Origin of the sequence: Streptomyces bathyalis, from assembly GCF_015910445.1 — a bacterium.
GTDB classification, from domain to species: Bacteria; Actinomycetota; Actinomycetes; order Streptomycetales; family Streptomycetaceae; genus Streptomyces; species Streptomyces bathyalis.
Window position 1 is genome coordinate 6723505 of sequence record NZ_CP048882.1, and the last position, 12334, is coordinate 6735838.

General features: G+C 70.0%; 10 protein-coding genes. 7 read left to right on the plus strand and 3 right to left on the minus strand.

The genetic code is table 11. From position 1 onward, the window contains the following. Window positions 1-66: 66 nt before the first annotated feature. Window positions 67-1572 carry an amino acid permease gene (locus tag G4Z16_RS29290; RefSeq protein ID WP_197353586.1) on the minus strand — a complete coding sequence of 502 codons (1506 nt, stop codon included), beginning with the start codon at window positions 1570-1572 and terminating at the stop codon, window positions 67-69. A 532-nt stretch (window positions 1573-2104) separates the two neighbouring features. On the opposite strand from G4Z16_RS29290, the gene G4Z16_RS29295 reads away from it, so the two are divergent. Further along, window positions 2105-2701, plus strand: coding sequence for a chloramphenicol phosphotransferase CPT family protein (locus G4Z16_RS29295; RefSeq protein ID WP_197353587.1), 597 nt, complete (start codon window positions 2105-2107; stop codon window positions 2699-2701). 38 nt (window positions 2702-2739) lie between these two features. Here G4Z16_RS29295 and G4Z16_RS29300 read toward each other — a convergent pair whose 3' ends face one another. Further along, window positions 2740-4410, minus strand: a complete 1671-nt coding sequence (locus tag G4Z16_RS29300; RefSeq protein WP_197353588.1) for a hypothetical protein — start codon at window positions 4408-4410, stop codon at window positions 2740-2742. Between the two features lie 120 nt (window positions 4411-4530). Next, the gene (locus G4Z16_RS29305) at window positions 4531-6729 is read right to left on the minus strand and encodes an elongation factor G-like protein EF-G2 (RefSeq protein ID WP_197353589.1); all 2199 of its coding nucleotides are present in this window, start codon (window positions 6727-6729) and stop codon (window positions 4531-4533) included. Window positions 6730-6945: 216 nt separating this feature from the next. Between G4Z16_RS29305 and pgsA the strand changes: the two genes are divergently transcribed. The 6 genes from pgsA (at window position 6946) to pdxT (ending at window position 12233) form a co-directional block, all read left to right on the plus strand. Beyond that, entirely contained in the window at window positions 6946-7590 is a 645-nt protein-coding gene (pgsA, locus tag G4Z16_RS29310) for a phosphatidylinositol phosphate synthase (protein WP_197353590.1), read from the plus strand. Further along, window positions 7587-8570: a phosphatidylinositol mannoside acyltransferase gene (locus G4Z16_RS29315; protein ID WP_197353591.1), complete on the plus strand. Its 984-nt coding sequence runs from the start codon at window positions 7587-7589 to the stop codon at window positions 8568-8570. Before pgsA ends, G4Z16_RS29315 begins: the two co-directional genes overlap by 4 nt. Continuing rightward, window positions 8567-9727 carry a glycosyltransferase family 4 protein gene (locus G4Z16_RS29320; protein WP_197353592.1) on the plus strand — a complete coding sequence of 387 codons (1161 nt, stop codon included), beginning with the start codon at window positions 8567-8569 and terminating at the stop codon, window positions 9725-9727. The genes G4Z16_RS29315 and G4Z16_RS29320 overlap by 4 nt, the downstream gene beginning before the upstream one ends. A 150-nt stretch (window positions 9728-9877) precedes the next feature. After that, a complete protein-coding gene (locus tag G4Z16_RS29325) occupies window positions 9878-10438 on the plus strand; it encodes a LemA family protein (RefSeq protein ID WP_197353593.1) in 561 nt (186 codons plus the stop codon). A gap of 211 nt (window positions 10439-10649) precedes the next feature. Then, the gene (gene pdxS, locus G4Z16_RS29330) at window positions 10650-11561 is read left to right on the plus strand and encodes a pyridoxal 5'-phosphate synthase lyase subunit PdxS (protein WP_425508130.1); all 912 of its coding nucleotides are present in this window, start codon (window positions 10650-10652) and stop codon (window positions 11559-11561) included. Between the two features lie 60 nt (window positions 11562-11621). Then, window positions 11622-12233: a pyridoxal 5'-phosphate synthase glutaminase subunit PdxT gene (gene pdxT, locus G4Z16_RS29335; RefSeq protein ID WP_197353595.1), complete on the plus strand. Its 612-nt coding sequence runs from the start codon at window positions 11622-11624 to the stop codon at window positions 12231-12233. Window positions 12234-12334: the final 101 nt, after the last annotated feature.

A 12334-nucleotide genomic window follows, 5' to 3' on the forward strand; every position in this document is an offset into this window, starting at 1 on the left:
CGTCGGCACCGTCGGCACCGTCGGAGCCGATGGGCCGGACGCCGCCGAGCCTGTCCGCTTTGACGATCACGAGTCACCACCCTTGGGAGCGGCGTCAGCACCGGAGCCCGCGGCGGTCGCGGGCTGGGAGGGTCCGCCGGCGCCGCCCGCCTTCCCCGCTCCCTGTCCGAGCTTGGAGTGCCGGTAGCCGTAGACGCCGTAGACCGCGAGGCCGAGCGCGAACCAGATGAGGAAGCGGATGAACGTCATGGTCTGCAACTGCGCGACGAGCCACAGCGAGAAGCCGATGCCGACGAGGGGTACGAGAGGCATTCCGGGGCAGCGGAAAGTACGCGGAAGCTCCGGCGAGCGGTAACGCAGAACGATGACCGCGGCCGAGACGACCACGAAGGCCAGCAGAATGCCGATGTTGGTGAGCTCCGCGGCCTCGGCGATCGGCATCAGACCCGCGATGCACGCCGAGACGATGCCGATGATCCAGGTGGGCCGGTGCGGTACTTCGGTCCGCGGGTGAACCTTCGCGAACCAACCGGGCAGCAGGCCGTCCCGGCTGATCGCGAACCACACCCGGGACGCGCCGAGCATGAAGGAGAAGAGCACGGTGAGGATGCCGACGATCGCACCGATCGCGATGATGTCGGCGAAGACGGGCAGGCCCACCGACTGGAAGACGGTCGCGAACGGGCTTTCCGCGTCGATCTTGTTGTAGTGCTGCATGCCCGTCAGCACGGCGCAGGCGAGCAGGTACAGCACCATCGCGATGGCCAGTGACAGCACGATCGCCTTCGGCAGGTTGCGCTGGGCGTCCTTGGACTCCTCCGCGGCGGTACTCATCGCGTCGTAGCCGAACACGGCGAAGAAGACCGTCGCCGCACCGGTGACCACACCGCCGAAGCCGTACGGCAGGAACGGGGTGAGGTTTCCGGAGTTGACGTAGAAGGCTCCGACGACGATGACGGCGATGACGATGGCGATCTTCACGAACACCAGAACCGTTTCGACCCTGGCGCTGGTCTTCATGCCGCGGTTGAGAAGCCAGGCGATCAGCAGGCACAGCAGCGCGGCGAACAGGTCGATGCGGTGTCCGTCGCCCGTGCCCGGTGCGCCCAGCATCCACGCGGGCAGATCGACGCCGAGCCCCTCGAGCAGGAACGAGAAGTAGCCGGATACGCCGATGGCCACGACGGCGACGATCGCCGTGTACTCCAGCAGCAGATCCCATCCGATGAGCCAGGCGACGAGCTCACCCAGCACGGCATAGCTGTAGGTATAGGCGGATCCGGACCGGGGGATGAGTCCCGCGAACTCTGCGTAGGAGAGCGCCGCCGCGGCGCTCGCCACACCGGCCAGAATGAAGGACAGGCTGACGGCGGGGCCCGCGGTGCCGTTGGCCACCGTTCCGGCGAGAGTGAAGATTCCCGCCCCGATGATCGCGCCGAGCCCGATTGCGGTGAGCTGCCACAGACCCAGCGTGCGCTTGAGCCCGGAGGACTCGCCCCCACCGGAATCGTCAGTGATCGGTTGCCTGCGGAATACGCCGGTCCGTGGACCGGGTTTGTCGAGAACACTCATCGGTTACTCCTGATCAGCTGATGGCCTCGGGCGTGCAGAGCCGGAGTAGGCCGCGGGCCGGCCGCAAGGCCGTGCACGGGCGTAGGAGATTGGAGGTCTGCGGGGAACGAAGCCCCGAAGACGCCGTGACATGGGGACGCAGTACGCGGCACGCAGCCGTGGCCGGTCGATTCGGGAACCGGCTGACCGCACCGCCGGAATCGCTCCCTCGCGGGATGCGGGCGGTGCGTCACACTCCGGGCCGGATGTCTTCCTGCGGGAATGCGGGGGCACGGCGGCAGTGAGTGACGGGGATTGCCCGGCACGTGAAACTCACGTACGCAGAAGGTAGAAGCGGACCGCCCTGTTGCCCATGGACGGATGTCCGACGTCAGCGGCCTCGCTTCATACAGATGCTCAAACCGCCCTGCCGGTCCGGGAGTCCGCCCGCGCCGGCAGGGGCCCGGGAGGACCAGCTGTTCACCCACGGACCCGGGGTCGAGGCCGTAGCCGTTCCGGCCTCTGCCAGGCGTCGTCATGTGATCATGTCCGCATGGCAGGTGGCCGGATCATCTTTCTCAACGGCACGTCCAGTTCGGGGAAGTCGAGCATCGCCCGGGAGCTGCTCGGCATCCTCGACGACGGTGTCTTCTTCCACCTGTCGGTCGACAGCTTCAATGCGATGCGCACGAAGCGGAACCTCACGCAGGAGGACCTCGACACCGCTCTGCGGCGGACAAGGATGGGCTTCCACCGCTCGATCGCGGCCATGGCCGAGGTGGGCAACGACGTCGTCGTCGACCATGTCCTCAGCGAGCCGTGGCGGCTGATCGACTGCCTGACCGTGCTGCGCCCGGAGGACGTGCTGTTCGTCGGCGTCCGCTGCTCACCGGCCGAACTGGCCCGCCGCGAAGAGGCCCGTGGCGACCGTCCATCGGGCCTGGCGGCGCTCCAGTACGACATCGTCCATCAGCACGGCGACTACGACTTCGAATGCGATACCAGCACGGCGGGCCCCCGCGAATGCGCCGAGCTGATCAAGGAGTTCCTCCCGCGGCGGCCGGCGACCACGGCCTTCACCCGCCTCCGCGCACGGTACTTGGCAGCCGGTGACGAACCACCTGAGCGGGGACACACGCGAGCCACGTAGGGCGGCGCGCCCGTGCGGAGCGCCGCCGTCCCGCCGCCTCATGCGTCGTAGGCGTCGGCCTTCTTGGGCTCGGCGCCCTGCACCAGACCGCTGAGGACGAGGGAGCGGGCGCCGAACTGCTCGACGTCGCAGCCGTTCTCCTCGAGTACGCGCATCGCCGCCGAGTGCACGACACGCAGCACCGGAGTGGCCGCGCGCAGCGCGTCGTCGGCCATGAAGCGGTGCCGCCACGGCTTGTCCGCCCAGGCGTGACGCAGGCCGAACGGCTCCGGAAGAGTCAGCTTGCCGCCGAGGAAGTCCAGCACCGGGGGGAACCAGGTGAAGGGCGCGCGGGCCGAGAGCCGCACCACCTCCCTGGCCTCCACCAGCGGCAGGTTGACCTCCTTGGTCTCCCAGAACTTCACGCTCTTGGAGACCTCTTTGGTCTTCGCCTTGGGCTTCGTGGTGAAGAGCGGGTGCACGGGCCCGAGGGCATGGCCTGTGACCTCGATGCGCAGCGTGTGGTGGAGCACCGTCACGGTGATCAGCAGCGTGATCACCAACTGGCCGTCCCAGAGCACGAACTGGACGCCGAGATAGTGCCTGTTGCCGCTGCCGAACTGCTGCTCGTTGCAGATGCGCTGTATCTCGAAGTCCTTGATGCGGTAGCCCTCGACCTCCTGGCCCTCGGGACGCGTGACCTCGGTGGCGCCCTCGCCGATGGGGGAGACGACCCAGTGCCGTATCGAAGGCGTGGGGAATCCGCCGGTGTGCAGCGGGCCGCGCTCGAGCCGGCGCAACTGGTCGTGGATGGCGCGCACCACGTCCCAGCTGCGGAAGGGGTTGATGTCGGCCTCGGGGTCCTTGGGGATCAGCTCCTCGGCGAGCTGCCAGCTGCCCCAGCGGGTGCCCATGCCGAGTATCCCCTTGGGGCCCGCGTAGTAGACGAGGTTGCTGGCCTGCTCGGCGCTGAGCTTGGCGAGGCCGAGCCGGATGCGCTCGGCGCCCTTGTCACCCGGGTCCTGCGGGACGGCCTCGGGGATCTTCGCTCCCACGCCGCTGCCACCCAGCAGCTGCCCCCACTGGCCGCGCAGCATCTTGGCGGAGCGCTCGCAGACCTGCTTCGCCCACAGCCAGCCGACCACCGGGACGATCAACATGGCCCGCAGATAGATGGCGAGGATCCCGCTGAAGGGAAGCTTGAGCATGAACAGCACTGCCAGGCCGCCCAGCGCGACCATGGCGGCCATGCCGAACGCGCCCATCCGCTTGTCCTGCGCGCCGGCGATCGCGCGGCGCAGCTGGAAGGCCAGCAGCCACAGCAGCGTCCCCGGCAGGAACAGCACCCCGAAGATGACCATGATGACGGTCAGCCGGGTGTCGCGGTCCTTACGGATGCGGGTGGCCGCCAGGCAGTGCTCGACCACCGTCTGCGGTTCGATGCCGAAGGACTGGATGAGTGCTTTGCGGGCTCCTCCCAGCAGGCGCGCCTGTACCGCGCGCGAGAAGGCCTCGCCCAGGTTCGGCTCGAAGAGGGAGACGCGCGGGGCCTTCACCTTCGCGCCGTCGTTCGCGGCGATCAGGTCCGTGATCGGGCCGTCCCGGTACGCGGCGGATGCGAGGGCCTGCGTGGCAGCGGTCTGCCCGCCCGAGCCCGAGAGGGGCACCTGGGCGCCCGGACTGAAGTCGGACGCGGCCTCGATCCCCTCGAAATCCTCGAACCCGGCCACTGAGCCCCCACTTCGTCAAGCTTCGGCGCTGCCCGCCCACGTGCGGTGCCGACCACAGCACATTCCCAACTGCCGTGGCCGGCACACCTCTTCACGTGCCTTTGTCCAGCGTAACCGCAGTCAGCCGCCGTTCTGGGCGGCTTCCAGGATCTTGCCGGCCAGCTGCTGCGGCATCGGTTCGTGGCACGCGTAGGAGCGGGCGAAGCGGCCCGTCCCGTGGGAGAGCGACCGCAGCTCCACCGCGTACCGGCTGATCTCGATCTCGGGGATCTGCGCCCGTACGAGCGTGTGCCCGTCGGTTGCCTGCTCGGTGCCGGAGACCTTTCCGCGCCTTCCGGACAGGTCGCTCATCACCGAGCCGACGTACTCGTCCTCGACGTCCACCTGCAACTCCGCGACGGGTTCGAGGAGATGGATGCGCGCCTTGGAGGCGCACTCGCGCAGCGCGAGCGCGCCCGCCGTCTGGAACGCCGCGTCCGAGGAGTCCACCGAGTGGGCCTTGCCGTCGTGCAGCGTCACCCGGAAGTCCACCAGGGGGTAGCCGGCGGCGACGCCCTTGGCGGCCTGAGCACGGATGCCCTTCTCCACCGAAGGGATGAACTGCCGTGGTACGGCGCCTCCGACGACCTTGTCGACGAACTCGATGCCCGAACCGCCCGGCAGCGGCTCGACCGTGATCTCGCAGATAGCGAACTGCCCGTGCCCGCCGGACTGTTTGACGTGCCTGCCGCGGCCGTCGGCGCCCTCGGCGAAGGTCTCCCGCAGCGACACCTTGTGCGGCACGGAATCGACGTTGACTCCGTAGCGGGTGCGCAGCCGCTCCAGGGCGACGCCCATGTGCGCCTCGCCCAGACACCACAGGACGAGCTGGTGCGTGTCCGGGTTCTGCTCCAGACGCATCGTCGGATCCTCGGCGACGAGCCGGGACAGCCCGTGCGAGAGCTTGTCCTCGTCGGCCTTGGTGTGCGCCTCGATGGCGACAGGCAGCAGCGGATCCGGCATCACCCACGGCTCCATCAGCAGCGGGTCGTCCTTCGCGGACAGGGTGTCACCTGTCTCCGCGCGGTTCAGTTTGGCCACGCAGGCGAGGTCGCCGGCCACGGCCTTGGACAGCGGGCGCTGCTGCTTGCCGAAGGGCACGGACAGCGCTCCCACCCGCTCGTCGACGTCGTGGTCCTCATGCCCCCGGTCCTCCAGCCCGTGACCGGAGACGTGCACGACCTCGTCGGGACGGAGCGTGCCGGAGAAGACACGGACGAGTGAGATGCGGCCGACGTAGGGGTCGGATGAGGTCTTGACGACCTCGGCGGCCAGCGGGCCGTCGGCGTCGCAGGTCAACGTCGGGCGCGGCTTGCCCTCCGGCGTGGTGACGGCCGGGATCTCGTGCTCCAGGGGCGAGGGGAAGCCGCCCGTGATCAGCTCCAGCAGCTCCAGGGTGCCCAGTCCGTGCCGTGCGCCTTCCGCGGCGGGCGCCGCCGCCAGCACGGGGTGGAAGACGCCGCGCGCGACAGCCTTCTCCAGGTCCTGGATGAGCGTCGGGACGTCGCACTCCTCGCCGCCGAGATAGCGGTCCATGAGGGTCTCGTCCTCGCTCTCGGAGATGATCCCCTCGATGAGCCGGTTCCTGGACTCCTCGATCTGCGGCAGCTGTTCGGGGTCCGGGTCCCGCTCGGTGCGTGTTCCGGAGGAGTAGTCGTAGACGCGCTGGGAGAGCAGCCCTATGAGGCCGTCGACGGGCGCGTGTCCGTCGGCGCCCTCCTCACCGCGCAGCGGCAGGTACAGCGGGATCACGGCGTCGGGGTCGTCCCCGCCGAAGACGCTCTGGCAGACCGAGACCATTTCCTCGAAGTCGGCGCGTGCGGCGTCGAGATGAGTCACGACGATGGCGCGCGGCATCCCGACCGCCGCGCACTCCTCCCACACCAGCCGCGTCGCGCCGTCGACGCCGTCGGCCGCCGAGACAACGAAAAGGGCCGCGTCCGCTGCCCGCAGACCGGCCCTCAACTCCCCGACGAAATCCGCATATCCGGGGGTGTCCAGTACGTTGATCCGGATGCCTTCCCACTCGACCGGCACCAGAGAGAGCTGCACCGAGCGGTGCTGACGATGCTCGATCTCGTCGTAGTCGGAGAGGGATCCGCCGTCCTCCACCCTTCCCGCTCTCGTCACTGCCCCGGAGGCCAGCGCGAGTGCTTCGACGAGGGTGGTCTTTCCCGATCCGCTGTGGCCGACCAGTACCACGTTCCGCAGCTTGGATGGGTGGTCGGCCGCCGCTGCCCTGCCGGCGGCTCCGGGGTGTGTGCTCGCCTTGTCGCCCATGTGTCCCGCCTTCCGGTCGACACCTGCGGTGTCCGTCTGGCTTCGTCGCGATAAACAACGCGGTACTTCGAGCTTTCCACCGCTCCGGGCACGCGTCCATACGTAGCGCAGGGCAGCGCCGCCGGCCCTGGAACCGCGGGCCTGCGCGCCTGGCTAACATGGGCCAGCCGGTGGCCGTATCCGCTGCCGGGCCCGCCTTCGATCAACGGGACGACCATGCTGAACAAGTACGCGCGTGCGTTCTTCACGCGTGTCCTCACCCCCTTCGCGACGATGCTGCTGCGACTGGGAGTGAGCCCGGATACGGTCACCCTGATCGGCACCGGAGGAGTGGTCGCGGGAGCGCTGGTCTTCTACCCGCTCGGCGAGTTCTTCTGGGGCACCGTGGTCATCACGCTGTTCGTCTTCTCCGATCTCGTGGACGGCAACATGGCACGGCAGTTGGGGCGCTCCAGCCGGTGGGGGGCCTTCCTCGACTCGACCCTCGACCGCGTCGCGGACGCGGCCGTCTTCGGCGGCATCGCGCTGTGGTACGCGGGAGGCGGCGACAGCGTCCTGATGTGCGGCGTGACGATCTTCTGCCTCGCGAGCGGCCAGGTCGTCTCCTACACCAAGGCGCGGGGGGAGAGCATCGGGCTGCCGGTGAACGTCAACGGCCTTGTGGAGCGCGCCGAGCGGCTCGTCATCACGCTCGTCCTTGCCGGGTTCTCGGGCTTCACGACCTTCGGCGTGCCCTACATCGGCGTGCTGCTGCCCATCGCGCTGTGGATCGTCGCGCTCGGCAGTCTCGTCACACTCGGGCAGCGGGTGGTGACCGTACGGCGCGAGGCGGCCGAGGCGGAAGGGACGGGCACGGCGTGAGCGGCAAAGCCAGTGAGCGGCTGACCGACTCGCTGTACGGGCTGGGCTGGGCCGGCGTGCGCCGGCTCCCGGAACCGGCCGCGGCGGCCCTGGGCCGGAGCATCGCGGACACCGTCTGGAGGCGGCGTGGCAAGGGCGTGAGCCAGCTCGAGGCGAACCTCGCCCGTGTCGTGCCCGGCGCCTCGCCGGAGGGCCTCAGGCAGCTCTCACAGGCCGGGATGCGCTCGTACCTGCGGTACTGGATGGAGTCGTTCCGGCTTCCCGCGTGGCGTGAGCAGCACATACAGGACAGCGTGCACATCCACGACGTGAAGCTGCTGACCGACGGCATCGCCTCGGACCGCGGAGTGATCCTCGCCCTGCCGCACCTGGCCAACTGGGACCTGGCGGGGGCGTACGTCACCACCGCCCTGAAGACGCCCTTCAGCACGGTCGTCGAACGTCTCAAGCCCGAGTCGCTCTTCGACCGCTTCGTCGCCTACCGGGAAGGGCTCGGGATGGAGGTGCTGCCGCATTCCGGCGGGAGCGCCTTCGGCACGCTCGCGCGGCGGCTGCGGGACGGCGGCCTGGTGTGCCTCGTGGCCGACCGGGACCTGTCCTCCTCCGGGGTCGAGGTGACCTTCTTCGGCGAACGCACGCGGATGCCCGCGGGGCCGGCCCTGCTCGCACAGCAGACCGGGGCGATGCTGCTGCCGGTGACCCTCTGGTACGAGGAGTCGCCGAGGATGGAAGGCAGGGTGTATCCGCCGGTCCCGGTGCCTTCGGAGGGCACACGCGAGGAGAAGACCGCCGTCATGACGCAGGCCGTCGCTGACACCTTCGCCGGCGGCATCGCCGAACACCCAGAGGACTGGCACATGCTCCAGCGGCTGTGGCTCTCGGACCTTCCGGCCCGCCCCGGTCCGAGGGGTGGTGCCCGCGGCGCCGAGGAGGACACGGTGGGAGGGCACGCGAAGCCCGGGGAGGGGCGGGAGGCATGAGGATCGGGATCGTCTGCCCGTACTCCTGGGACGTCCCGGGCGGAGTCCAGTTCCACGTGCGGGACTTGGCGGAGCACCTGCACCGCCTGGGGCACGAGGTCTCCGTGCTCGCGCCGTCCGACGACGAGACGCCGCTGCCGCCCTACGTGGTCTCCGCGGGCCGCGCCGTACCCGTTCCGTACAACGGCTCCGTTGCGCGGCTGAACTTCGGCTTCCTCTCCGCCGCCCGCGTACGGCGCTGGGTGCACGACGGCCGCTTCGACGTGCTGCACATCCACGAACCGGCCACGCCCTCCCTCGCGTTGCTCACCTGCTGGGCGGCCCAGGGCCCCATCGTCGCCACGTTCCACACCTCCAACCCGCGCTCGCGGGCGATGATCGCGGCATACCCGATCCTGCAGCCCGCCCTGGAGAAGATCAGCGCGCGGATCGCCGTGAGCGAGTACGCACGGCGTACGTTCGTCGAGCACCTCGGTGGTGACGCCGTCGTCATTCCCAACGGCGTCGACGTCGACTTCTTCGCGCGAGCCGAGCCCAAGGCCGAGTGGCAGGGCGGCACGATCGGCTTCATCGGGCGCATCGACGAGCCCCGCAAGGGACTTCCCGTCCTGATGAAGGCACTCCCGCGCATCCTCGAATCGCTGCCCGGAACGCGGCTGCTGGTCGCCGGACGGGGCGATGAGGAAGAGGCCGTGGAGTACCTCCCCGAACACGTGCGGGAGCGGGTCGAGTTCCTCGGCATGGTCAGCGACGAGGACAAGGCACGCCTGCTGCGCAGCGTCGACCTGTACGTGGCGCCCAACACGGGAGGCGAGTCCTTCGGGATCATCCTCGTCGAGGCGATGTCCTCCGGAGCTCCGGTTCTCGCCAGCGATCTGGACGCCTTCGCGCAGGTGCTGGACGGGGGAGAGGCCGGCGAGCTCTTCCCCAACGAGGACGCCGACGCCCTCGCGGACGCCGCCGTGCGGCTGCTGTCCGACCCGGAGCGGCGGGAGCGGCTGCGCGAGTACGGAAGCCGCCATGTACGGCGCTTCGACTGGTCCACAGTTGGCGCCGACATCCTCGCCGTCTACGAGACCGTCACCGACGGCGCCGCCGCCGTCGCGCCCGACGAACGCATCGGACTGCGCGCCCGCTTCGGCCTGGCCCGTGACTGAGCGGGGCGCCGTCGCTCGGCGCGTACGGCGGGCCCTCAGGGCTGCGAGCGGTCCCGCGGCCCCCGGGCGTGCGGCCGGTGACGGCTGAAGTACCCGGTGACGGCTGAAGTGCCCGGCGACCGCTGAAGAACGAGGGAGAGCGCGGAAGCGATGCCCACCATGACCACCCTGATCCTGCTCGTCGTAGCCGTGCTCCTCATCGGCGTCTACCTCAGCTGGACCGCCGGACGGCTCGACAGGCTGCACGCCCGCATCGACGCCGCGCGGGCCGCCCTCGACGCCCAACTGCTCCGTCGGGCCTCCATCGCACAGGAGTTGGCCACCGCCGGCGTGCTCGACCCCGCGGCGTCGATGGTCCTCTACCAGGCCGCGCACGACGCGAGACAGGCGCCGGAGGAGCAGCGCGAGGTCGCCGAGAGCGAACTGAGCCAGGCGCTGCGAGCCGTGTTCGACGAGAGCGCGCAGGTCGAGGCCGTACGTGCCGCTCCGGGCGGAGAGGACGCGGCCGTCGAACTCGCCGCGGCCGTACGGCGGGTGCCGATGGCGCGGCGCTTCCACAACGACGCGGTGCGCGCCGCGCGTGCCCTGCGGCGCCATCGCACCGTCCGCTGGCTCCGGCTCGCCGGTTACGCGCCCTTCCCGCTGGCCTTCGAGATGGACGACGAACCGCCGCCGGCCCTGGCGGACCGGGGCAACGGAGCGCCCGGGTAGGCGCGGCGGGCAGCGGCAGCGGAGCAGCGGCGACGGCGCGTCCGGGAGCCGTGCCACGGAGCTCCCGAGTGCCCGACGGGCAGTCCACCGCAGCCGGATTGGCCCTTTTCCAAGGCCACCCCTCTCCGGGACTGTGTATGCAGCGGACCTACCATGGTCCTGTCGTACTTTTTACCGTCGAGTGAGGTCATCCGTGTCCAGCCCGTCTTCCGTGCCCTCTGCCACCTCCGCCGCCCAGGCCCCCGAGACCGGCACCGCGCGCGTCAAGCGCGGCATGGCCGAGCAGCTCAAGGGCGGCGTGATCATGGACGTCGTGACGCCGGAGCAGGCGAAGATCGCCGAGGACGCCGGTGCCGTCGCGGTCATGGCGCTCGAGCGGGTTCCCGCGGACATCCGCAAGGACGGCGGCGTCGCGCGGATGTCGGACCCCGACATGATCGAGGGCATCATCGAGGCCGTCACGATCCCGGTGATGGCCAAGTCCCGCATCGGCCACTTCGTCGAGGCGCAGCTCCTCCAGGCGCTGGGCGTCGACTACATCGACGAGTCCGAGGTCCTCACCCCGGCCGACGAGGTCAACCACAGCGACAAGTTCGCCTTCACCACGCCCTTCGTGTGCGGCGCCACCAACCTCGGCGAGGCCCTGCGGCGCATCTCCGAGGGAGCGGCCATGATCCGCTCCAAGGGTGAGGCGGGCACGGGGAACGTCGTCGAGGCCGTGCGGCACATGCGTCAGATCAACGGCGACATCGGCAGGCTCAGGTCGCTGGACAGCCACGAGCTGTACGGCGCCGCCAAGGAGCTGCGCGCACCGTACGAGCTGGTCAAGGAGGTCGCCACGCTGGGCAAGCTGCCGGTGGTCCTCTTCTCCGCCGGCGGCGTCGCCACTCCCGCGGACGCCGCGCTGATGCGTCAACTCGGCGCCGAGGGCGTCTTCGTGGGCTCCGGGATCTTCAAGTCCGGTGATCCGGCTAAGCGCGCCGCGGCGATCGTGAAGGCCACGACCTTCTACGACGACCCGAAGATCATCGCCGATGCGTCGCGCGGTCTCGGTGAGGCCATGGTGGGCATCAACTGCGACACCCTGCCCGAGGGTGAGCGCTACGCCTCCCGCGGCTGGTGACCCACCCGGCGCCGTAGGACGTCCGCAAGGAAACAACACCCGTACGAGAGGCACCCGTTCGTGAGCACTCCCACCGTCGGCGTCCTCGCCCTGCAGGGCGACGTACGTGAGCACTTCGCCGCCCTGGCCGCGGCGGGCGCGCGGACGTGTGCCGTGCGACGTGCCGAGGAACTGGCCGGCGTGGACGGCCTGGTCGTCCCGGGCGGCGAGTCGACGACGATCTCCAAGCTGGCCGTCCTCTTCGGTCTCATGGAGCCGCTGCGTGAGCGCGTGCGGGCGGGGATGCCGGTCTACGGCTCCTGCGCGGGCATGATCCTTCTCGCGGACAAGATCCTGGGCACCGCCCCCGTCACCTCCGGTGGGCAGGAGCAGGAGACCATCGGCGGGATCGACATGCTCGTGCGCCGCAACGCCTTCGGGCGGCAGAACGAGTCCTTCGAGGCGCCGCTCGACGTCAAGGGCGTCGAGGGCGGCCCCGTCGAGGGAGTCTTCATCCGGGCACCGTGGGTGGAGTCGACGGGGGAGCGCGCCGAGGTCCTCGCCGTCCACGACGGGCACACCGTCGCGGTGCGCCAGGACGCCCTGCTGGCGACGTCCTTCCACCCCGAACTCACGGGTGACCACCGGGTGCACGCGATGTTCGTGGAGATGGTGCGCAGCGCACGCGGCTGACCACCGGGTGTGCACGCCCCGTTGCGCAGGACAACGCCGAAAAGGCATGGGCCTGGGGCGGAAGAGCGGGGCGGTCGGCGCTCTGAGCCGCTGACGGTAGG

Coding starts and splice junctions, on each gene's coding strand:
- G4Z16_RS29290 (WP_197353586.1), bottom strand. CDS start 1,572: ATGAGTGTTCTCGACAAACCCGGTCCACGGACCGGCGTATTCCGCAGG.
- G4Z16_RS29295 (WP_197353587.1), top strand. CDS start 2,105: ATGGCAGGTGGCCGGATCATCTTTCTCAACGGCACGTCCAGTTCGGGG.
- G4Z16_RS29305 (WP_197353589.1), bottom strand. CDS start 6,729: ATGGGCGACAAGGCGAGCACACACCCCGGAGCCGCCGGCAGGGCAGCG.
- pgsA (WP_197353590.1), top strand. CDS start 6,946: ATGCTGAACAAGTACGCGCGTGCGTTCTTCACGCGTGTCCTCACCCCC.
- G4Z16_RS29320 (WP_197353592.1), top strand. CDS start 8,567: ATGAGGATCGGGATCGTCTGCCCGTACTCCTGGGACGTCCCGGGCGGA.
- G4Z16_RS29325 (WP_197353593.1), top strand. CDS start 9,878: ATGCCCACCATGACCACCCTGATCCTGCTCGTCGTAGCCGTGCTCCTC.